This is a genomic window from Nocardioides sp. JCM 18999 (assembly GCF_055391175.1).
In genome coordinates this window covers 1,749,715-1,768,949 of sequence record NZ_AP043887.1, presented here as the reverse complement: position 1 = coordinate 1,768,949, position 19,235 = coordinate 1,749,715, and the positions used below count along the sequence as shown (strand labels likewise).

The following is a 19,235-nucleotide window of genomic DNA, read 5'->3' as shown; positions in this document are numbered from 1 at the left end:
AGGATCTGGGATGGGCCGTCTGCTCTACGTCCTCGAACGCGACGGGCTCGCCCAGTCCGCGCTGGACCTCTCCGACCCCACGCACCTCTCCTTCGACTACATGCGCAGGATCGGTGACGTGCTCGACCGGCTGCCGGCCGGGCCGCTGCGGGTGCTGCACGTCGGGGGAGCCGCGATGACGCTGCCCCGCTACCTCGCGGCGCTGCGGCCCGGCTCCCGGCAGATCGTGCTGGAGCCCGACACCGACGTGATCGAGGAGGTCCGGCGCGACGCTCCGCTACCGCCGCGCAGCGGGATCAAGGTCCGACCCGTCGACGGGCTGGCCGGGATCGCCGAGGTCCGCGACGCCAGCCAGGACGTGGTGATCGTCGACGCGTTCCGCGACGGGGTGGTGCCCGCAGAGCTGACCACGCTCGGGTTCCTCACCGAGGTGCGCCGGGTGCTCGATGCGGACGGGATCCTGCTGGTCAACCTCGCCGACGGGGTCCCGTTCGCGATGATCCGTGCCGTTGTCGCCGGAGCCAGGGCGGCGTTCGGTCCCGCTGCGGTGATGGTGCTCGGGGCGGAGCCGGCCACGCTCAAGGCGAAACGACCGGGCAACCTGGTGCTCGCGCTCGGCGTCGTACCGGACGAGCCGTTCGGCTCACCCGCCCCGCACGAGTACCGGGTCTTCGCCGGCACCGCGGTGAGTGACTCGTTCGGGGGCGGCACGCCGCGCTAGGGGCGCGTCGGTAGCGTTGGGTGCATGACCTCCACCCGCCCTGTGCGCGTCGGCGTGCAGCTGCAGCCGCAACACTCCGACTACGCGTCCTACCGTGATGCCGTCGCCCGCGCCGAGGAGATCGGCGCCGACGTGATCTTCAACTGGGACCACTTCTACCCGCTCTACGGCGAGCCGGAGGGCAAGCACTTCGAGGCCTGGACCACGCTGGCGGCGTGGGCCGAGCAGACCACCCGCGCCGAGCTGGGAGTGCTGGTCACCTGCAACAGCTACCGCAACCCGGAGCTGCTCGCCGACATGGCCCGCACCGTCGACCACATCAGCGGTGGCCGGCTCATCCTCGGCATCGGATCGGGCTGGTTCGAGAAGGACTACGACGAGTACGGCTACGAGTTCGGCACCGCCGGTGGCCGCCTGGACAAGCTGGCCGCCGACCTGCCCCGGATCGAGTCCCGGCTGGCCAAGCTCAACCCCGCACCGACCCGTGACATCCCGGTCCTGATCGGCGGTGGGGGCGAGAAGAAGACGCTCAAGCTGGTCGCCCGGCACGCCGACATCTGGCACACGTTCGTCTCCGGCGCCGAGCTCGACCACAAGCTGGCCGTCCTGGCCGGGCACTGCGAGACGATCGGGCGCGACGTCAACGAGATCGAGGTCTCCGTGGCCGTGCGGGGCAACCCCGTCGAGGACGCCCAGGGCGTTTACGACCAGGGCGCCCGCCTGATCACCTATGGTGTGGGCGGTCCGGAATTCGACCTGGAGCCGCTGAAGGCCCTCGTGGCCTGGAGAGACAAGGTCAACAACTGATGGCACTGCTGCGCGCCGGGGACACCGCCCCCGACTTCACCCTGCCCGACCAGAACGGCGAGCAGGTCTCGCTGTCCAAGCTGCTGACCGACGGACCGGTAGTGATCTTCTTCTACCCCGCCGCGGAGACGCCCGGGTGCACCAAGGAGGCGTGCCACTTCCGCAACCTGTCGGCCGAGTTCGCCGCCGCCGGCGTCCAGCGGATCGGGATCAGCAAGGACTCCGTGGAGAAGCAGGCCGGGTTCGCGGCCAACCACAACCTGGACTACCCGCTGCTCTCGGACCCGACCAGCTCGGTCGGCAAGCTCTTCGGTGTGAAGCAGCTGCTCTTCGGGCTCGCCGGTCCGCTGCAGCGGGTGACCTTCGCGATCAACGGTGACGGCACCATCGCCACCGTGGTCGAGGGGTTGTTCAAGACCGAGGAGCACGCGGACCAGGCGCTCGCCGCGCTCCGCTGAATCGCTTCCGGGCTGGGTCAGCTCTCGGCCAGCGCCTTGAGCTTGCCCAGCCCGCGGTCGAAGTCCTTGGCGATCGCGCGATCGAAGAACAGCTTCCCGGCGATCTCCATGAACAGGTTGCGGGTGCCGGTCATCGTCCACTCGACGTGCGTGCCGGCGCCGGCCGGGGCCAGCGTGAAGACGCACGTGTTGCTCGCCTTGAACGGCTTGATGAACTCCAGCGCGATCTGGACCCGCTCGGGGGCCGACGCGGTGATCTCCATCGTGCCGGTGCCGACCTTGTTGTTGCCCTCCCACGCGTAGTGGCTGCCCACGCCGGCCTCCGCGCCGGAGTAGGTGCGCTTCAGGTCGGGGTCCATCTCCTCCCACGGGGACCAGTCGATCCAGTGGTGGAAGTCGTTGATCAGCCCGTGCACACGGGCGGTGTCGGCCGTGATGTCGATGCTCCGGGTCTGGGCGAAGGAAGCCATGCCGGGACCCTATGCGGCAGGCTGTCGCCATGACCAGCACCATCTCGACCGGCGACGCGTCCGGGCGGACCGCCCTGGCCTGGCGGACCCGCATCTTCTCCGACCTGTTGGCGCGCAGCTCGCGCGAGGTGACGACACCGGCCGAGATGGTCGCGGCCCGTGAAGCGCGCGCCCGACTGATGACGATGCGCGGCAGCACCCTCATCTTCGGCCGTCCCGCCCGCGGTGTGACGGTCACCGACGTCGTCGTCGAGCGCGACGGCTTCAGCCAGCGGTTCCACATCCACACCCCCATCGGCACCCGGCCCGGGGCCCGGCTCCCGGTGGTGCTCAACCTGCACGGCGGCGGCTGGTGCCAGGGCTCCCCGGAGCAGTCCGAGTGGCTGGCCAGCACCCTCGCCGTACGCCTGGCCGCGGTGGTGGTCTCGCCGACCTACCGGCTCGCACCGGAGCACCCCTATCCCGCAGCCGTGCACGACGCCGAGGCCGCCCTCGCCTGGGTGGCCGACCACGTCAGCGAGCACGGCGGCGATCCGAACCGGCTCGCGGTGATGGGCGACAGCGCCGGCGGCAATCTGGCCGCCGTCCTGGCGTTGCGCTCCCGCGAGGATTCCTCAGTGCCGCGAGTGAAGGCGCAGGTGCTGCTCTACGCGGCGGTCGAGATGTACGAGACGTACCCGTCGGAGGACGAGTACGCCGCCGGCCCGCTGCTCACCAAGGCCGGGATGAAGCGGTTCGCCCGGTTCTACATGGGGGAGTCGTACGGCGTCGAGGACTGGACCGCGTCCCCGATCCGCGCCACGAGCCATGCCGATCTCCCGCCCGCGCTGGTGATCAGTGCTGGCGCCGACCCGCTGCGGGACCACTCGCGCAACTACGCGTCGGCGCTGCGGGATGCGGGTGTCGCGGTCGAGGAGCACGAGTACAGCGCCGGGATCCACGGGTTCTTCTCGATCCCCGGTGCGGTTCCCGTGGCGCGCACGGCCCTGGAGCAGATCGTCCGTTTCCTGCGCCGCGAGCTCTGAGAGCGCTCAGGCGCCGGCCTTCTCGGTCGAGCTGCCCGCCGGGATCCGGTCGACCACGCCGGCGATCGCTTCGAGGAAGATCGGACGCCAGCGATCGACGTCGAAGACCACCGAGGCGTGACCGCCCGGTGCCTCGTAGACGATCGCGGTCGGGATCGCCGCGGCCATCGCCCGTTGGCGGGCCGCCGGGATCGCCTTGTCCTTGGCGGTGATGACCACCGCTGCAGGCACCTGGACATCGGCCAACCAGGCCCGGCCGTCGAAGCGACCCAGCTCGCCGAGCACCTCGGGCATCGCCCAGGGACTGGTGCTGCGGAACTCGCCCCACGCCCACTCGCTCAACGTGCCGAGGGTCGGGTCGAGGTCGGAGATCGCGGCCTGAGTCCGGGCGACCCGGGAGCGGAGGAACGGGTGGAACCGGTCGGTCGCGACGTGCAGCAGGGGATAGAAGAGCGCTTCGCCGTGCCCGACCTTCCAGCAGGCCGAGGTGGAGGCGAGGACCAGGCCGGCGGTGCGCTCGGGGAAGCGGTGGGCGAAGACCTGCGCCGAGGCGCCGCCCATCGAGTAGCCGACCGGGATCACGGAGTCGATGCCGAGCTGGTCGAGCACGGCGACGGCGTCGTCGATGCAGTCGTCCAACCGGAAGCGGTCCGAGACGATGCCGCGGCCGTGCCAGCGCTGGTCGATCAGGATGCAGCGGTACTCGGCCCGTAGGTCGTCGATCGAGCTGAACCAGGTCAGGTAGCCCGTGGTGGCCAGTCCGTGGAAGAGCAGCAGGGTCGGAGCGTTCTCATGCGGAGCGCCGGTGTCGACCACGAACACCTGGCCGCGGGTCGGCAGGTGCAGGACCTCGCCGGGCGGCAGCGGCGGCATCGGCGGCATCGTCTGGGTGCGCCGGATCGCGGTGCGGATCGTGAAGCCGGTCGCCCGGGCGCCCCAGCGCACAGCGGTCCGCGGCAGGTAGGTGGCGACGGTGAAAGCACGAGTCACGGCAACGTCTTTCGGCACGGACGAAGGCGATCAGGCGGTGGCCTGATCGACCTCCGAGGCGGTGGGCGGATGGAGGTCGAACTCGGCCAGGGCGGCCGGGAAGTAGCCAGCGAGCGAGGGCAGATCGGGGAGCAGGTCCGGACACGCGAGCAGCGCGAAGTTCATCCGGTCGACGTACGACCATACCGTGATGTTGAGCCCGATCCCGTCGACCAGCGGGCCGACGCTGTACAGATCCACCAACGCCGAACCGCCGATGCTGACCGGCTCCCGCGGGCCCGGCACGTTGGACACGATCGCCGAGAACGCAGCCGGGTGCCAGGATGCGGCGCGCAGGTGCGAGTACGACCGGATGATCGCGGCGAAGGGTCGCGGCGGGGTGAACTGCGACCAGTCGGCCAGGAACGTCGACCCGAGGCGGGCGTTGATCCGCTTCGCGTGGGTGGTGGTCTCGGCGATCACCCGGAGCCGCTCGACCGGGTCGTCGATGTCGGTCGCGAGCGTGGTGAACAGGTTGGACACCCGGTTGCCGCCCAGCCGCGGGATGGCGTCCCGGTCGTCCGCACTCACCGGCACCCCGGCGAGCAGGGAGCTGCGCGGCTGCTCGCCGTGATCGGCCATCCAGCGACGCAGTGCGCCGGAGGCGACGCCGAGGACCAGGTCGTTGAGGGTGATGTCGAGTCCGGCGGCGACGTGCTGCGCGCGGACCCGCTTCATCTCCGGGAGCGGGAGGGTGATCGTGGTGAAGGAGCGGCGGGGGGTCAGCGCTCCGTTGAAGGAGACCCGCGGGGCGTGCAGCACCGGGACGGGGGCCTTCGCGCCAGCTCGGCGTTCGGCGGCGACCCCGAGGATGCCCTGCAAGGTGCGGCGCAGCAGCCCGGGGACGATGCGCAGCTGGTCGGCCGCGTCAGCGATCGCCCACCGGATCAGGTTGCGTCGCGACGGCATCCGGTCCCGGGTCTCGTACTCCTCGTCCGCCGGCTCCGACAACGCGGCCGAGCGGACGTCGGTGACGTTCGCCAGCAGGGCGTTCGCCGCCGAGCCGTCGGCCAACGCGTGGTGCATCTTGCCGACCACCGCGACCCGACCGCCGGCCAGTCCCTCGACGAAGTGGAGCTCCCACAACGGGCGGTCCCGATCCAGCGGTGTCGAGGTGATCTCGCCGATCAGGTCCTCCAGGTCCGCCATCGATCCCGCCCCGCCCAGCACGTGCCGGCGCAGGTGGTGGTCGGCATCGATCCGTCGCAGCGTCACCCAGACCGGGTGGTTGAGTCCGAACGGCACCTCGACGATGCGTCGGCGCATCGGTGGCAAACGCTTCAGCCGGGCCAGGATGCCGGCGCGGAACACCTCGAAGGTGATCCCGCTGCGCTGGTCGTCCTGGTTCTCCAGGATGGCGATCTTCAGCGTGTGCATGTGGACGGCGGGCGTCTCCATGTAGAGGAAGCCCGCATCGATGCCGGTCATCCGTTCGATCGCCGGCTTCACGGTGGCACTCACGGGGAGGCCACCGGCAGGTCGCGCACCATCACCTTGCCGGACGCGTTGCGGGGCAGGGCGTCGAGGAAGACCACGTCGCGGGGCACCTTGTAGCCGGCCAGCTTGCCCTTGACCTCGTCCTTGAGCTCGGTCGCCGACGGCGCGGTCCGGGCAGGGTCGGGGACGACGTACGCCGCCAGGCGCTGGCCGAAGGCCTCGTCGGGGACACCGACGACCACGACCTCACGGATCGAGGGGTGGGCGCCGAGCACCTTCTCCACCTCGATCGGGTACACGTTCTCGCCGCCCGAGACGATCATGTCGTCGTCGCGGCCGACCACGAAGAGACGACCCGTGGTGTCGAGCCGACCGACGTCGCCGCTGACCATGTAGCCGTCGATGAACTCCTTCTCCGCGCCACCGGTGTAACCGTCGAAGGGGGAGGCGCCGCGGACGAGGATCCGCCCGACGGTGTCGGCGGGGACGTCGCGACCGGCATCGTCGACGATCCGGAGCAGGGTGCCGCGCACCGCTCTGCCGGCGGTGTCGGGCGCGTAGCGCAGGTCGGCGGGGACGGCGACGCTGATCTGTCCGGCCTCGGTGGCGTTGTAGCTGTTGTGCACCACGTCGCCGAAGCGGTCCATGAACGCGATCACCGACTGCGGACGCATCCGGGATCCGCTGGCCGAGACGAAGCGCAGCGAGGCGAGTGAGTAGGAGTCGAGCGTCGCGGCGGGCAGCTCCATGATCCGCTCGAGCATCACCGGGACGACGCTCAGGCCCGTCGCCTGGTGCTGGTCGACCAGCGCCAGGGTGGCCTCGGGGTCGAACCTGCGGCGGGTCACGACGGTGCAGGCCATGGTCGCGCCGATGACCAGCTGGCCGAAGCCCCAGGCGTGGAACATCGGGGCGACCACGACGGTGGTCTCCTCGCCGCGCCACGGGATCTTCTCCAGCATCCCCGCGAGCTCGTCCGTGCCGCCGCCGGTGCGGCGCGCTCCCTTCGGGGTGCCGGTGGTGCCCGACGTCAGCAGCACCACGCGGCCCCGAGTCGCGGGGCGTGGCGGCACCTGGCCGGCGTACTGCGCGATCAGGTCGTCGCTGGTCGGCAGCGAGGTCGGGGTGTCGGTCCAGGCGCGGACCTCGATCAGACCCGCGACCCGCTCGCGGGCTTCGGCGACGACGCCGTCGAACTCTTCGTCGTAGATCAGGATCCGGGCGCCCTCGCGCTCCATCACGTCGGCCAGCTGCGGCCCGGAGAAGCCGGTGTTGAGCAGCAACGAGCTGCCGCCGAGGCGGGAGGTCGCGATCAGGGAGTCGACGAAGCCGCGGTGGTTGCGACACAGGATCGCGATCGTCTCGACCGGACCGCCGTGGAGCTCGAGGAGGCCGACGGCGAGCGCGTCGGCGCGGGACTGCAGCTCGGCCCAGGTCAGGGAACCCCGCTCGTCGACGAGGCCGACCCGGTCGGGGCAGCGGATCGCGGCCAGGGTGAAGCCGGTGGTGGCGTGGGTGCCCTGGATCCGCAGGGCCTGGACCAGGCGCCAGTACTTCACCGGGCTCATCAGCACGAACATCCGGGTCCGGATCAGGACCCAGATGGCCCAGATCTGCCGGCGCATCAGCCGATCACCGGGAAGCGCCGGGCGCGGGCCATCTCGCTCAGCGCCTCATCCATCCGGGCCCGCACGTGGGCGTCGACCTCGGCCAGGTCAGGATCGGGGCCGAACTGCGCCTCGACGTCGATCGGTTCGAGGACCCGGGTGGTGATCTTGGTCGGCAACGGCAGGTTGAGCGGCAGCACGGCGCTGAACCCGAACGGGAAGCCGAAGCTGATCGGCAGCAGGTCCGTCCGCATCACCTTGCGCAGCGGTGAGCGGCGCCCGAGCCACTGGCCGCGGGAGATGAAGAACTGGGCCTCCTGCCCGCCGATCGACACCACCGGGACGATCGGGACCCCGGCCGCCACGGCGGTCCGGACGTACCCGGTCCGGCCGTTGAAGTCGACCACCGTCGAGCTGGCCGTGGGGTGGAAGGCGTCGTAGTCGCCGCCGGGGAAGACGATCGTGACGCCGCCCGAGGTGAGGATGTCGTGGGCGGCCTCACGGGTGGCGTTGACGAAGCCGAACTTGCGCATCACCGGGCCGGCGACGCCGGTGAAGAGCATGTCGTGGGCCAGGCAGTACAGCGGCCGCTCCGGACCGAACTGGTCGGCGAAGGCGACGGCGAGGATCGGGACGTCCATCGCCAACAGCCCACCGGAGTGGTTGCCGACCATCAGGACACCGCCGTCCGGGACGTGCTCCATGCCGGTGACGGTGGAGCGGAAGTACCCCTTCATCGCGGTCTTCAGCAGCGGCAGCGCCCGGGCGACGTAGCCGGGGTCGCGCTGCTCGAGGGTGGTCATGCGGCGAGTCGCTTCACGACGGTCTTGAGCACGAGCGGGTTGGAGACCATCCCGACGTGGCTGGAGAGCACCTCGACGTTGTAGGTCAACGGGCTGGTGCGCTCGTCGACGGCACAGCCCTGCCAGGGCACGATGCCGTCGGTCCTGGACCAGACCGCGGTCAGCGGGACGGGGACCGGTTGGCGCAGCTGGTCGATGATGTCGCGGGCGTGCTCGACCATCCCGTACTTCACCCGGGAGCGTTCGAACATCGCGGTGGCGCGGGTGCGTTCGCCCTCGGCACGCCACGGCGATCCCAGGCAGATCACCTGGCTGACCCGGTCGGGGTTCTGGTGGGCGAGCCACCGGGCGAGCAGACCGCCGAAGCTCCAGCCGACGATGGCGACCTTCTGGTCGCTGCCCGCCGCGATCTCGGCGAAGCGGAGGGGGAGTCCCGCGACGATCTCCTCGGTGAGACCGCGGTTGGTGCCGAGGTTCCATCCGTGCGCCGCGAAGCCCTGCCGGGTGAGGTGGGCCCGGAGGCGACCGGTGAGCCGGTCGTCGGCGGAGAAGCCGGGGATCACCAGGACCGGTCGGCCCTGGCCGAGGTCGCGTGCCGGCGCGGCCAGATCCAGCATCCGGGAGGCGCCGTACTCGACCGTCACTCGCGGGAGCTCGAGCAGGGTCAGCACGCGAGGTGGCGCCCCCGCTGCTGTGCTCGTCCCGTTCTGCTCGCCTTCGAAGTCGTACACCTGGCCCCCATGCCATGTAGAACGTGTTTCAGTTTTCGGTTCGAAGTATCCCCGCTGTTCCGCTCAGCGGCAAGGAAATGGCCTACCTGGCCAGCGTGGCATCGATCTCAGCCATGCGCAGGGCGAGCAGGTCGACGAAGACGTCGTCGGGCACGAGGTGGTCGGCGGTGAAGCGGATCCCGCCCTTGGAGAGGGAGAAGCCCTCCAGGCGCGGAGCGAGCTCCTCGATCTGGCTGCCGCTGTAGGGGAACATCGAGAACCCGGCACGGGTCGCGATCACGCTCAGCACGCCCTTGCCCCGGTACAGACAGGCGTGCATGCCGTAGGACATCCCGGTGGTCATCTCCGGAACGATCTCGGCAGCGCGGCTGTAGTACCGCTCGATCACTGCTCGTTGGTCATCGGTCAGCTCGGCCTCGTCCATGGCACGACCCTATTCACGCTCGGCGTCGAGCACTACCGTGCCGAAGGTGACCACTGCGACCGTGGATGACCTCGAGGCAGCACCGGACGAATCACCCGCCGACACCATGGGGGTGGGCAGGCGCAACATCGCCTTCGCCCTGATCGCCGGCGGGATGCTGCTCGCGGCGCTGGACGGCACCATCGTCGCGACGGCACTGCCCACGATCACCGGCGACCTCGGCGGGGCCGCGCACCTGTCCTGGGTGGTGACGGCCTACATGCTCACCCAGACCGTCGCCACCGCGCTCGGCGGCAAGCTCGGTGACATCTTCGGTCGCAAGCTGATCTTCCTGGTTGCCATCACCGTCTTCGTCGCCGCCTCGGCCCTGGCCGGCGCGAGTGAGTCGATGACGTGGCTGATCGCGAGCCGGGCGCTGCAGGGCCTCGGCGGCGGTGCTCTCACCGTGACGGCGACCGCGATGATCGCCGACATCATTCCGCTGCGTCTGCGCGGCACCTATCAGGGCGCGATGGGTGCGGTCTTCGGGGTCACCACGGTGATCGGCCCGTTCCTCGGCGGCCTGCTCACCGATCACGTCTCCTGGCGTGCGGTCTTCTACGTGAACGTGCCGATCGCGATCGGCATCCTGATCGCCGGGTGGTTCTACCTGCCGAACTCGCGCAGGAGCGCCAATCGACCCGCGATCGACGGGTGGGGGATCGCCTGGATCACGGCCGCGACCTCGATGCTGGTGCTCGCCACCAGCTGGGGTGGCACCGAGTACGAGTGGACGTCGCCGACCATCATCGGACTGTTCATCGGCGCCGTCGTCGCGTTGGGCCTCTTCGTCCTCGCCGAGGGCCGGGCCGAGAGCCCGATCCTCCCGCTGCGGCTGTTCCGCTCCAGCGTGTTCACCGTGAGCTGCGTGCTCTCGTTCGTCGTCGGCTTCGCTCTGATGGGCACGATGACCTACCTGCCCAGCTTCATGCAGTACTGCCTGGGGATCTCCGCCACCGCGTCCGGTGCCCGGACGTTCCCGATGGTGTTCGGGCTCCTGGTCGCCTCGACCGCCGCGGGCACCGTCGTCTCCCGGACCGGTCGGTACAGGCTGTTCCCGATCTTCGGGTGCGCGATCATGGCGCTCGGCGCCTTCCTGCTCGCCCAGCTCGACCAGAACTCCGGTTTCCTCTCGATGTCCGTTGCCATGCTGGTCCTGGGTGCGGGGATCGGGCTCTCGATGCAGGTGCTGGTGCTGGTCGTGCAGAACACGGTCGAGTACGCCGATCTCGGGGTCGCGACCTCGGCGGTCAGCTTCTTCCGCACCATCGGCAGCACCTTCGGCGCGGCGGTGATGGGGTCGGTCTACGTCAACCAGCTCGACGACCACCTGCCGGCAGCCCTGCAGCAGACGGGCGTGCCGCCCCAGGCGATCTCGACCCCGGAGGGCCTCGACGCGTTGCCGGCCGCGGCCCAGACGGTGCTCCGGGGCGTCTACTCCGACGCGTTCCAGGTGGTCTTCATGACCGCGGTCCCGGTCGCCCTGGTCGGGGTGGTGCTGGCGCTGATGCTCAAGCAGGTACCGCTGCGCGGCCTGGTCGCCGAGACCGCGAACGACGTCGGCCGCGCGTTCGCGGTCCCCGACGAGCGGAGCACCACCGAGCAGCTCGAGTCGATGATCGTCTCGGTGCTGCGCAGTCGACGCCGCACCGAGATCCGCGACCGGATCCTGGCCCGGGACGACACCCCCGACGACGCGGTCGTGTGGGCGGTGGTCGAGACCACGTTGCACACCCTGCACTGGCATGCGGCCCCGACCATCGAGGAGATGGGGGTGCGCCACCAGCTGCCTGCCGGGGTGTTGCGCCCCGCGCTGTCGGACGCTGTCAGGGAGGGTCAGCTGACCCTGGAGGAGGACGGCTACCACACCACCGAGGCCGGCAAGGCGACCTTCTCCACCATCCTGCGGGCCGTGCACCGTGCCCTGATCGCGGAGATCGAGGAGGAGTACGGCCGCGACCTGACCGAGGAGGAGGCGATCGACGTCGGCCGGATCGCCAAGCGGATCGCCACCGCCCAGGTTGGCTTCTTCGCTGCTCCGCGGCACCGGTTGGAGCTCGCCGGGTCTCTCTGAGGTGCTTGTGATCGGGCTCACACCCCGACATGCTGTGCGCCATGTCGCAGACGCTCACCGATGTTGAGACCGCTCCCGCCTGGACCTTCCGCAACCACTGGATGTCCCAGGTGGCGGGCCATGCCGGCCGGATCCCGGACGGTGTGGCGCTGCGCCACCGCGGTGTCGACCTGACCTGGTCCGACCTGCACGAGCGCTCACTGCGCGCCGCGGGGGCGCTGGCGGCCCGCGGGGTCACGGCCGGTGACCGGGTGCTGATGGTGACCCTCAACCACTCCGAGTTCGTCGAGGCGGTGCTGGCGATCAACAGCCTCGGCGCCATCGCGGTGCCGGTGAACTTCCGGCTCGCCCCCGGCGAGGTCCGCTACCTGATGGACGACTCCGGCGCGCAGGTCGTGCTCGCCGACCCGATCCTGGTGCCGCTCGTCGACGGCGCCCTGTCGATGGGCACCCCGATCCCGACCAAGATCGCCTTCGGTGCCGTCGAGGCCGCCGGCTGGGAGCAGTACGACGCCGTCCGCGACGCGGCCGACCCCGTCGATCTGGCCGGGCTGGGCGATGTCGCCGAGGACGAGACCGCGCTGATCATCTACACCTCCGGCACCACCGGACATCCCAAGGGCGCAATGCTCTCGCACCGCAACCTCCAGCTCCAGGGGCTGACCTGCATCCGGGCGATGGACATCAACGACGAGTCCGACATCGCCTTCCTGACCGCGCCGTTCTTCCACATCGCCGGTCTGGGGTCGATGGTCGGCAACCTGCTGCTCGGGATCCCCACCGTGATCCACCCGCTCGGCGCCTTCGACCCGGCGGCCGTCGTCGACGCCTGGGAGGCCGAACGGGCCACCGTGGTCTTCAACGTGCCCCAGCAGTGGCAGGCGATCTGCTCCCTGCCCGGGATCAAGGAGCGCGACCTCGCGCTGCGGATCATCAGCTGGGGGGCGGCCCCGGCCAGCGACGCGCTGCTGCGGCTGATGGGGGAGACGTTCCCGAACGCGCTCAACGTCGCGGTGTTCGGGCAGACCGAGACCTCGCCCATCACCTGCGTGCTGCGAGGTGAGGACTCGCTGCGCAAGCTCGGCTCGGTGGGTCGACCGATCCCGACCATCCAGACCCGGATCGTCGACGCCGAGATGAACGAGGTCGCTCCCGGCGAGGTCGGCGAGATCGTCTACCGCGGCCCGACCGTCTTCCGGGGCTACTGGAACAAGCCGCGGGAGACCGCCGCCGCGTTCGCCGGTGGCTGGTTCCACTCCGGCGACCTGGTGCGCACCGACGAGGAGGGCTTCGTCTGGGTGGTCGACCGGAAGAAGGACATGATCATCACCGGTGGTGAGAACGTGTACTGCGCTGAGGTGGAGAACGCTCTCGCCGATCACCCGGCCGTGCTCGAGGTCGCCGTCGTGGGTCAGGCGGACGAGAAGTGGGGCGAGATCCCGGTCGCCTTCATCGCCCCGCGCCCCGGCATGTCGGTCACGTTGGACGAGCTCACTGCGTTCCTCGACGGCCGGCTGGCCCGCTACAAGTTCCCCAAGCGGGTCGAGCTGCTCGAGCTGCTGCCCCGCAACGCGGGCGGCAAGGTACTCAAGACCAAGCTCAGGGAATGATTGAGCGGAACGCTCAGGGAGTGATCGAGCGGCGGACCATGTCCTGGGCCGCCGCGATCAGGTCCTCCAGCGAACCCTCGTCGGTCCGCCACCACTCGGGCACCCAGTTCAGTGCGCCGAGCATCAGCATCCGCGACATGCCGACGTGCAGGTTGGGGCGGAACTCGCCGCGGTCGATGCCGTCCTGGAACAGGGTCCGCCAGAACCGGCTGTACGACTTCCGTTCGGTCGCGGTCCGCGCCCACAGCTCCTCGGGCAGGTTCTGCGCGTTCCGGATCGAAGCCGTGGCGTAGTCGGAGATCTGCAGCTCGTAGCGCAGGTGCGCCTCCACCGCGGTCATCACCCGGTCCAGGCCACTGGCGTCGGCGGGCAGCGCCTCGACCGCCTCCTGGACGTGCCGGGTGACGCTGACCGCGCCGACCCACATCACCTCTTCGACCAGGTCGTCGCGCGAGGGGAAGTAGTAGTAGATCCCCGCCGTCTGCAGACCCGCCTCCGCTGCGACGTCGCTCAGCCGCATTCGGGCGTACCCTCGCTCTGACAGCACCTTCGCTGCGGCGTCGAGGATGCGTTCCCGGGTGCGCTCGGCCTTGGTCCCCATGGGGTGGATCGTAGGGGCTTTTCGATTCTGGGTTCAATTAATTCTGTTAGCGTGTCGAGCATGGTCGACCTCACCGCCCTGCTGGAGAGCACCCAGGAATTCATCGCCACCACGGTGATCCCGATCGACGACGAGTTCGACGGGGACATCGAGGCGGCCGGCGGTGACGAGCTCCGCGTCCGACTCCAGGCCGCCGCCCGCGAGGCGGGCGTCTACGGGCCGCACATCCCGACCGAGTACGGCGGCCAGGGACTGGGCATGGTCGACCGCAGTGCCCTCTTCGAAGCCGGCGGGTACTCGCTCTTCGGTCCGACCGCGCTCAACATCGGCGCTCCCGACGAGGGCAACGTGCACCTGCTCGCCCATGTCGCCACCGACGTCCAGAAGGAGCGCTACCTGCGCCCGCTGGCCACCGGCCAGATCCGTTCCGCCTTCGCGATGACCGAACCCGCTCCCGGCGCCGGGGCCGACCCGGGCCGGCTCACCACCCGAGCCACCCAGGTCAGCGGGGGCTGGGTGATCAACGGACAGAAGCGGTTCATCACCGGTGCCGACGGTGCCGGCATGTACATCGTGATGGCCCGCACCAGCGGCGAGGTCGGCCAGACCGGCGGAGCCACGATGTTCCTCGCTCCCGGTGACGCCGAGGGGATCACGATCCAACGCCACATGAAGACGATCGACCGGGCGATGATCGGGGGGCACTGCGAGATCGAGTTCGCCGACCTGTTCGTGCCCGACGACGACGTCCTCGGGGAGGTCGACCTCGGCTTCCGTTACGCCCAGGTGCGGCTCGGCCCGGCCCGGATGACGCACGTCATGCGGTGGACCGGTGCCGCGCTGCGGGCGCACGAGACGGCGGTCCGGTACGCCGCCGAGCGCGATGCGTTCGGCAGTCGGCTGGCCGAGCAGGGCATGGCGCAGCAGCTGATCGCCGACAACGAGATCGACCTGGCTGCGACCCGAGCGCTGCTCCGGACGGCCTGCGAGGTCCTCGACGCCGGCAGGTCGGCCTCCAAGGAGACCTCGATCGCGAAGACCTTCGCCGCCGAAGCGCTCTGGCGGGTGGTCGACCGCGCCCAGCAGCTCTGCGGTGGACTCGGTGTCACCGCCGACCTGCCGGTGGCCAAGATCGCCCGCGAGCTGCGCCCGTTCCGGATCTACGACGGCCCCTCGGAGGTCCACCGCTGGTCGATCGCCCGCCGCGCCGTCCGCGAGATCGTCGGATGAGCGAGGTCCTCTCCACCGCCGAGCTCGAGACCGTCGGTCGCACCCTGACCGAGGCGGGCGTCACGCTCGCCGGCCCCCTCGAGGCCCACCTGCTCGCCGGAGGTCGCTCCAACCAGACCATCAGGCTCAGCGACGGAGCCCAGCGGTGGGTGCTCCGGATGCCGCCGCGCGTGGGGCGGACCCCGTCGGCGCACGACGTCGGTCGCGAGTTCCGGGTCAGCGTCGGCCTGGCGAAGGCCGGGTTCCCCGTCCCGCCGCCGGTCGTCCACGTCGAGGACGAGGACCTGATCGGTGGCCCGTTCACGATCACCGGCTTCGTCGAGGGTCGGTCGATCCAGCGCCGCAGCGAGCTCGACGAGCTCGACGACGCCACCCTGGCCGCGACCGCCGACGTGCTGGTGGCGACCCTCGCCCAGCTCCACCGGATCGACCACCAGGCCGTCGGGCTGGGGGAGTTCGGTCGACCCGACGGCTACGCCGAGCGTCAGCTGCGGCGCTGGTCGGGCCAGTGGGAGATCGTCGGAACGCCCGAGCACGCGGACCTCGCGGCCGAGGTGATCGGTCTCCTGCGCGGGCACGCGTGGAGCCAGCAGAGCTCGTGCGTGGTGCACGGCGACTACCGGATCGACAACACCCTGCTCACCTTCGACGGCGGTCCCCGAGTCGCCGCGGTGGTGGACTGGGAGCTCTCGACGTTGGGCGACCCGGTCGCCGACGTCGCCCTGATGTGCGCCTACCGCGCTCCCGAGCTCGACCTCATCCTCGGTCTGGACGGCGCCTGGGCCAGTCCGCGACTGCCCGCACCCGCCGCGCTCGCCACCGCGTACGAGGGCGCCGGAGGTCACCGGCTGGTCGACTTCGAGGCCCACCTGGCGCTGGCCTACTTCAAGATCGCGGTCATCGTCGCCGGGATCGACCACCGCTACCGCGCCGGTGCGACCACCGGGGAGGCGTTCGCCGTCGCCGGGACCGCGGTCGCGCCGTTCCTCGTGCTCGCCCGGGACGCGGCGCGCGGGCGGCAGGTCTAGTGGGCACGATCCTGCTGGTCCGGCACGGCCAGGCCTCGTTCGGAGCCGAGGACTACGACCAGCTCTCCGCGCTCGGCTTCGAGCAGGCCCGTGAGGCCGGAAGGGCCCTCGGAGCGCGGGGCGCCACGCCCGCTCTCGTCGTCGCCGGGGGGTTGCGTCGCCAGCAGCAGACCGCAGCCGCGCTGGTCGAGACCGCGAGTTGGGGGAGTCAGGTCGAGACCGACGAGGCCTGGAACGAGTTCGACCACATCGGCCTCGTCGCCGCCCGGCACGACCCGGCCACGCTGACCGACCAACGTGCGTTCCAGAGCGCCCTCGAGGTCGGCATGTCCGCCTGGATCGCGGGCGAGGAGGCTCCGGAGACCTATGCAGCCTTCGGCCGTCGTACGGCGGCGGGGCTGGCGCGCGTGGTGGACCGGCTCGGGTCGGGGGAGACCGCGGTCGTGGTCACCAGCGCCGGCGTGATCGCCCAGGTGGTCTGCGACGTGATCGGGGCCGGCGGCCCGCAGTGGATCGCGCTCAACCGGGTCGCGTTCAACGCCGGCATCACCACCCTGGCGACCGGGCGCAGTGGGGTCTCGCTGCTGACCTACAACGACCCCGGCCATCTGGCCGGCGGGGTTCGCACCTTCCGCTGAGCGATCAGATGACGCGCTGACCGGTGCGGAGTCGGCGGCGCATGTCGCGCAGGATCAGCCGCGCGTGCAGCGTGCGGACGAAGGCCGGCACCCGGCGGTACAGCGGCGGGAAGACCTTCCAGAACAGGTCGTAGCGGCGCTGGTCCGCGGGGGTCCAGGTCATCCCGAGCACCGCGCGCGTGTGCGGGTCCAGGTTGCCGCGGTCGAGCATGCCCTGCAGCGACGAGGTCCAGCGCAGGCCGACGGGCTTGGTGTCGGCGCGGAGCAGCCGCTGGCAGTAGACCTGCACGCTCGGGTCGGCGGTGGCGAAGGTCGGGATCTTCGCGTCCCAGTAGGCGTCGAACTCCTCGATCGTGGCCGGCCACTGCTCGGGGGCGACCTGGAGCGAGTTGCCGAAGATCTGTGCGTCGGCATAGATCCGGTTCTTCGCCTCGAGCGAGAGCGGCCCCCAGACCTTCTCCCGGATCGTGATCGCGTTGCGCGCCAGCGTGGCGGCGACCCAGAGCTGCAGCTCCGTGTCGTAGGCGGAGTACCGCCCCGGAGAGCGGACGCCGGAGTGCATCCGGTTGATCATCCGGGTGATCGCCTTCCGCTCCGCGTCGGTGCCCAGGATCATCACGAAGACGAACGTCAGCGTGGTCCGCAACCGGTCGACCGGGCGCTGCAGCGTGGTGGAGTGCTCGGCCACGCCGAGTCCGACGCCGGCCTCGGCCATCTGGAAGAAGACCGTCGAACCGGCCCCGAGCATGAGGGCCTGCTCGCCGATCAGGTCACCCAGGCCGTGGAGCCCCGGACCGGGGGTGGAGACGTCGGTCGTCGGGTGGGACTGGGTCACGGTCATGCGTCGGGTCCGTTCTGGTTGCCTGACTGGTTGCCCAGCAGGGAGCCGTCGACCAGGCCGTTGGCGGCCTGCTGGAAGTTGCTGACCACTGCCTCGAGGGTCAGCTGGCGCAGCTGCGCCATGGTGCGGGCGAACTCGGCCGGGTCGGCGTCGTACTCCTGCTCGCGCAGCGGGTTGATCACCTGGGTGCGGAGGATCTCGCGCAGCTCCAGGGCGAGTGACTCCATGTGCCGCCGGATCGCCTCACCGGCGGATTCCAGGCTCGGGATCGACAGGTCGACGTCGAGCAGCTGCAGGCCGACGTTGAGCGTCGGCCGGACCGCGAAGCCGCCCTCGACAGGATTGATCGCGGTGAGCCGTTGCAGAAAGCCGAGTTGCTCGTTGTCCAGGACGCGACCTGCTCGTCGATTGAGTTCCTCAGGGGAGATGACCTCCGGGGGTGTCGGGGCCCACCCGGAGAGCAGGGCCCGCCGCATCTCCAACTCCGGCACCGAGGTGGTCTCGTCCAGATGAGCAAGGTGACTCTCGATCGCAGCCAAGGTCATGCCCTGGTCCTGCAGCGTGCGAACGATCTCGAGGCGTGCACGGTGCCGCTCGTCGTAGTACGCCATCCGTCCGCGTCGGACCGGCGGCGGGATCAGTCCCAGGCCGGCGTAGTAGCGGGTCGTGCGCACGGTGAGGCCGAAGTGCGAGGCCAGCTCGTCGATCGTCCAGGTCCGTCCCTCTTCGGGCTGGAGGGGTTCGGCGGTCATGAGACAAACCGTACCAAAAAGAACTGTCCTGGTGTTACTGTGCCAGTGATGACAGTCACACAGCCGGACCCGATGCTCCCGGGTGCCTCGAACACCCTATGGGCGGGGGTTCGCGAGGGATGGCGTGATCGCCCGCGCTCCTCGATGGCGCGCGATGCGCGTGGCATGGGTGGCCTGGTCGTCCGGATCGCCCGGGCGCTGGGTGACACCGTCGTCGGTCGTCGTTTCCCGCTCGAGGAGACGATCCTGCAGACCTGGTACGCGATCCAGGTCTGCACGCTGCCGGCCCTGGCCGTCTCGATCCCGTTCGGCGTCGTGATGGCGCTCCAGGTCGGCGTGCTCGCCCAGCAGGTCGGCGCGGTCGCCTTCACCGGCGCCGGAAACACCCTGGCCGTCGTGCGACAGGCGGCTCCGATGATCACCGCCCTGATGCTGTCGGGCGTCGCCGGTTCCTCGATCTGCGCCGACTTCGGCTCCCGCAAGATCCGCGAGGAGCTCGACGCGATGGAGGTGATGGGCATCCCGATCGTCGAGCGGCTCGTCCTGCCCCGCGCGATCGCGACCGTGGTGGTCTCCTCGCTGCTCAACGGGGTGGTGATGTTCTTCTCGATCATCACCACGCTGCTGGTCAGCGTCGTGATGCTCAACCTGTCGCCGGGCACCTATCTCTCCTCGGTCTCCTCGCTGGCCTCGATGGCCGACCTGTGGCTGGCCGTGATCAAGGCCGCGGTGTTCGGCTTCATCTGCACCGTCGTCGCCACGCACTACGGGATGAACGTCAAGGCCGGACCGACCGGCGTCGGTGACGCCGTCACCACGTCGGTGGTGGTCAACTTCATCGCGTTGTTCGCCGCCAACTTCGCGATCTCCCAGATCGCGTCGGGCTTCATGCCGGGGCCGCTCGGATGAG

Annotated in this window: 20 protein-coding genes; 10 read left to right on the top strand and 10 right to left on the bottom strand. The window is 70.2% G+C overall.

Features of this window, described 5'->3' with window-relative positions; genetic code table 11:
* The first annotated feature begins 10 nt into the window (after positions 1 to 10).
* Genes ACZ5J1_RS08605 through ACZ5J1_RS08595 form a run of 3 tightly spaced genes read left to right on the top strand, consistent with a single transcriptional unit; the run spans position 11 to position 1,986 of the window.
* Positions 11 to 721, top strand: a complete 711-nt coding sequence (locus tag ACZ5J1_RS08605) for a spermidine synthase (RefSeq protein WP_464564375.1) — start codon at positions 11 to 13, stop codon at positions 719 to 721.
* Between the two features lie 24 nt (positions 722 to 745).
* The gene (locus tag ACZ5J1_RS08600; RefSeq protein ID WP_464564373.1) at positions 746 to 1,528 is read left to right on the top strand and encodes an LLM class F420-dependent oxidoreductase; all 783 of its coding nucleotides are present in this window, start codon (positions 746 to 748) and stop codon (positions 1,526 to 1,528) included.
* A complete protein-coding gene (locus tag ACZ5J1_RS08595) occupies positions 1,528 to 1,986 on the top strand; it encodes a peroxiredoxin (protein ID WP_464564371.1) in 459 nt (152 codons plus the stop codon). The genes ACZ5J1_RS08600 and ACZ5J1_RS08595 overlap by 1 nt, the downstream gene beginning before the upstream one ends.
* Before the next feature lie 17 nt (positions 1,987 to 2,003).
* Here ACZ5J1_RS08595 and ACZ5J1_RS08590 read toward each other — a convergent pair whose 3' ends face one another.
* Entirely contained in the window at positions 2,004 to 2,456 is a 453-nt protein-coding gene (locus ACZ5J1_RS08590) for an SRPBCC family protein (protein WP_464564369.1), read from the bottom strand.
* A gap of 29 nt (positions 2,457 to 2,485) precedes the next feature.
* Here ACZ5J1_RS08590 and ACZ5J1_RS08585 point away from each other — a divergent pair, with 29 nt between their 5' ends.
* On the top strand, positions 2,486 to 3,481 hold the full coding sequence (locus ACZ5J1_RS08585) for an alpha/beta hydrolase (RefSeq protein ID WP_464564367.1): 996 nt from the start codon (positions 2,486 to 2,488) through the stop codon (positions 3,479 to 3,481).
* A 6-nt stretch (positions 3,482 to 3,487) separates the two neighbouring features.
* On the opposite strand, the gene ACZ5J1_RS08580 is transcribed toward ACZ5J1_RS08585, so the two are convergent.
* From ACZ5J1_RS08580 to ACZ5J1_RS08555, 6 genes are all read right to left on the bottom strand, one after another.
* A complete protein-coding gene (locus ACZ5J1_RS08580; protein ID WP_464564365.1) occupies positions 3,488 to 4,471 on the bottom strand; it encodes an alpha/beta fold hydrolase in 984 nt (327 codons plus the stop codon).
* Between the two features lie 30 nt (positions 4,472 to 4,501).
* Positions 4,502 to 5,971, bottom strand: coding sequence for a WS/DGAT/MGAT family O-acyltransferase (locus ACZ5J1_RS08575; RefSeq protein ID WP_464564363.1), 1,470 nt, complete (start codon positions 5,969 to 5,971; stop codon positions 4,502 to 4,504).
* Entirely contained in the window at positions 5,968 to 7,572 is a 1,605-nt protein-coding gene (locus ACZ5J1_RS08570; protein WP_464564361.1) for an AMP-binding protein, read from the bottom strand. The genes ACZ5J1_RS08575 and ACZ5J1_RS08570 overlap by 4 nt, the downstream gene beginning before the upstream one ends.
* The gene (locus ACZ5J1_RS08565) at positions 7,572 to 8,357 is read right to left on the bottom strand and encodes a lysophospholipid acyltransferase family protein (protein ID WP_464564359.1); all 786 of its coding nucleotides are present in this window, start codon (positions 8,355 to 8,357) and stop codon (positions 7,572 to 7,574) included. The genes ACZ5J1_RS08570 and ACZ5J1_RS08565 overlap by 1 nt, the downstream gene beginning before the upstream one ends.
* A complete protein-coding gene (locus tag ACZ5J1_RS08560; RefSeq protein ID WP_464564358.1) occupies positions 8,354 to 9,088 on the bottom strand; it encodes an esterase/lipase family protein in 735 nt (244 codons plus the stop codon). Before ACZ5J1_RS08560 ends, ACZ5J1_RS08565 begins: the two co-directional genes overlap by 4 nt.
* 82 nt (positions 9,089 to 9,170) lie before the next feature.
* Positions 9,171 to 9,512 (bottom strand): iron chaperone, encoded by a 342-nt coding sequence (locus tag ACZ5J1_RS08555; RefSeq protein ID WP_464564356.1) that lies wholly within the window; start codon positions 9,510 to 9,512, stop codon positions 9,171 to 9,173.
* A 46-nt stretch (positions 9,513 to 9,558) separates the two neighbouring features.
* On the opposite strand from ACZ5J1_RS08555, the gene ACZ5J1_RS08550 reads away from it, so the two are divergent.
* Positions 9,559 to 11,625, top strand: coding sequence for an MDR family MFS transporter (locus ACZ5J1_RS08550; protein WP_464564354.1), 2,067 nt, complete (start codon positions 9,559 to 9,561; stop codon positions 11,623 to 11,625).
* 41 nt (positions 11,626 to 11,666) lie between these two features.
* Complete coding sequence (locus ACZ5J1_RS08545) at positions 11,667 to 13,235, top strand: long-chain-fatty-acid--CoA ligase (RefSeq protein ID WP_464564352.1); 1,569 nt, start codon at positions 11,667 to 11,669, stop codon at positions 13,233 to 13,235.
* Positions 13,236 to 13,248: 13 nt separating this feature from the next.
* On the opposite strand, the gene ACZ5J1_RS08540 is transcribed toward ACZ5J1_RS08545, so the two are convergent.
* Positions 13,249 to 13,836 carry a TetR/AcrR family transcriptional regulator gene (locus ACZ5J1_RS08540; RefSeq protein WP_464564350.1) on the bottom strand — a complete coding sequence of 196 codons (588 nt, stop codon included), beginning with the start codon at positions 13,834 to 13,836 and terminating at the stop codon, positions 13,249 to 13,251.
* A 60-nt stretch (positions 13,837 to 13,896) separates the two neighbouring features.
* Here ACZ5J1_RS08540 and ACZ5J1_RS08535 point away from each other — a divergent pair, with 60 nt between their 5' ends.
* The 3 genes from ACZ5J1_RS08535 to ACZ5J1_RS08525 are packed head-to-tail and all read left to right on the top strand — an operon-like array spanning position 13,897 to position 16,732.
* Positions 13,897 to 15,066: an acyl-CoA dehydrogenase family protein gene (locus tag ACZ5J1_RS08535; RefSeq protein WP_464564348.1), complete on the top strand. Its 1,170-nt coding sequence runs from the start codon at positions 13,897 to 13,899 to the stop codon at positions 15,064 to 15,066.
* Positions 15,063 to 16,094 carry a phosphotransferase family protein gene (locus ACZ5J1_RS08530; RefSeq protein WP_464564346.1) on the top strand — a complete coding sequence of 344 codons (1,032 nt, stop codon included), beginning with the start codon at positions 15,063 to 15,065 and terminating at the stop codon, positions 16,092 to 16,094. The genes ACZ5J1_RS08535 and ACZ5J1_RS08530 overlap by 4 nt, the downstream gene beginning before the upstream one ends.
* Positions 16,094 to 16,732 carry a histidine phosphatase family protein gene (locus ACZ5J1_RS08525; RefSeq protein ID WP_464564344.1) on the top strand — a complete coding sequence of 213 codons (639 nt, stop codon included), beginning with the start codon at positions 16,094 to 16,096 and terminating at the stop codon, positions 16,730 to 16,732. The genes ACZ5J1_RS08530 and ACZ5J1_RS08525 overlap by 1 nt, the downstream gene beginning before the upstream one ends.
* A gap of 4 nt (positions 16,733 to 16,736) precedes the next feature.
* On the opposite strand, the gene ACZ5J1_RS08520 is transcribed toward ACZ5J1_RS08525, so the two are convergent.
* Together ACZ5J1_RS08520 and ACZ5J1_RS08515 are read right to left on the bottom strand one after the other, a co-directional pair.
* A complete protein-coding gene (locus tag ACZ5J1_RS08520) occupies positions 16,737 to 17,573 on the bottom strand; it encodes an oxygenase MpaB family protein (protein ID WP_464564342.1) in 837 nt (278 codons plus the stop codon).
* Positions 17,570 to 18,325: a MerR family transcriptional regulator gene (locus tag ACZ5J1_RS08515; protein ID WP_464564341.1), complete on the bottom strand. Its 756-nt coding sequence runs from the start codon at positions 18,323 to 18,325 to the stop codon at positions 17,570 to 17,572. Before ACZ5J1_RS08515 ends, ACZ5J1_RS08520 begins: the two co-directional genes overlap by 4 nt.
* A gap of 48 nt (positions 18,326 to 18,373) precedes the next feature.
* Here ACZ5J1_RS08515 and ACZ5J1_RS08510 point away from each other — a divergent pair, with 48 nt between their 5' ends.
* The gene (locus ACZ5J1_RS08510; RefSeq protein ID WP_464564339.1) at positions 18,374 to 19,234 is read left to right on the top strand and encodes an MlaE family ABC transporter permease; all 861 of its coding nucleotides are present in this window, start codon (positions 18,374 to 18,376) and stop codon (positions 19,232 to 19,234) included.
* The last annotated feature ends 1 nt before the right edge of the window (position 19,235 follow it).

Bases quoted from the DNA above. Each gene is read 5' to 3' on its own strand.
- ACZ5J1_RS08605 (WP_464564375.1), top strand. From the start codon at position 11: ATGGGCCGTCTGCTCTACGTCCTCGAACGCGACGGGCTCGCCCAGTCC.
- ACZ5J1_RS08600 (WP_464564373.1), top strand. From the start codon at position 746: ATGACCTCCACCCGCCCTGTGCGCGTCGGCGTGCAGCTGCAGCCGCAA.
- ACZ5J1_RS08595 (WP_464564371.1), top strand. From the start codon at position 1,528: ATGGCACTGCTGCGCGCCGGGGACACCGCCCCCGACTTCACCCTGCCC.
- ACZ5J1_RS08590 (WP_464564369.1), bottom strand. From the start codon at position 2,456: ATGGCTTCCTTCGCCCAGACCCGGAGCATCGACATCACGGCCGACACC.
- ACZ5J1_RS08585 (WP_464564367.1), top strand. From the start codon at position 2,486: ATGACCAGCACCATCTCGACCGGCGACGCGTCCGGGCGGACCGCCCTG.
- ACZ5J1_RS08570 (WP_464564361.1), bottom strand. From the start codon at position 7,572: ATGCGCCGGCAGATCTGGGCCATCTGGGTCCTGATCCGGACCCGGATG.
- ACZ5J1_RS08565 (WP_464564359.1), bottom strand. From the start codon at position 8,357: ATGACCACCCTCGAGCAGCGCGACCCCGGCTACGTCGCCCGGGCGCTG.
- ACZ5J1_RS08555 (WP_464564356.1), bottom strand. From the start codon at position 9,512: ATGGACGAGGCCGAGCTGACCGATGACCAACGAGCAGTGATCGAGCGG.
- ACZ5J1_RS08545 (WP_464564352.1), top strand. From the start codon at position 11,667: ATGTCGCAGACGCTCACCGATGTTGAGACCGCTCCCGCCTGGACCTTC.
- ACZ5J1_RS08540 (WP_464564350.1), bottom strand. From the start codon at position 13,836: ATGGGGACCAAGGCCGAGCGCACCCGGGAACGCATCCTCGACGCCGCA.
- ACZ5J1_RS08535 (WP_464564348.1), top strand. From the start codon at position 13,897: ATGGTCGACCTCACCGCCCTGCTGGAGAGCACCCAGGAATTCATCGCC.
- ACZ5J1_RS08530 (WP_464564346.1), top strand. From the start codon at position 15,063: ATGAGCGAGGTCCTCTCCACCGCCGAGCTCGAGACCGTCGGTCGCACC.
- ACZ5J1_RS08520 (WP_464564342.1), bottom strand. From the start codon at position 17,573: ATGACCGTGACCCAGTCCCACCCGACGACCGACGTCTCCACCCCCGGT.
- ACZ5J1_RS08515 (WP_464564341.1), bottom strand. From the start codon at position 18,325: ATGACCGCCGAACCCCTCCAGCCCGAAGAGGGACGGACCTGGACGATC.
- ACZ5J1_RS08510 (WP_464564339.1), top strand. From the start codon at position 18,374: ATGACAGTCACACAGCCGGACCCGATGCTCCCGGGTGCCTCGAACACC.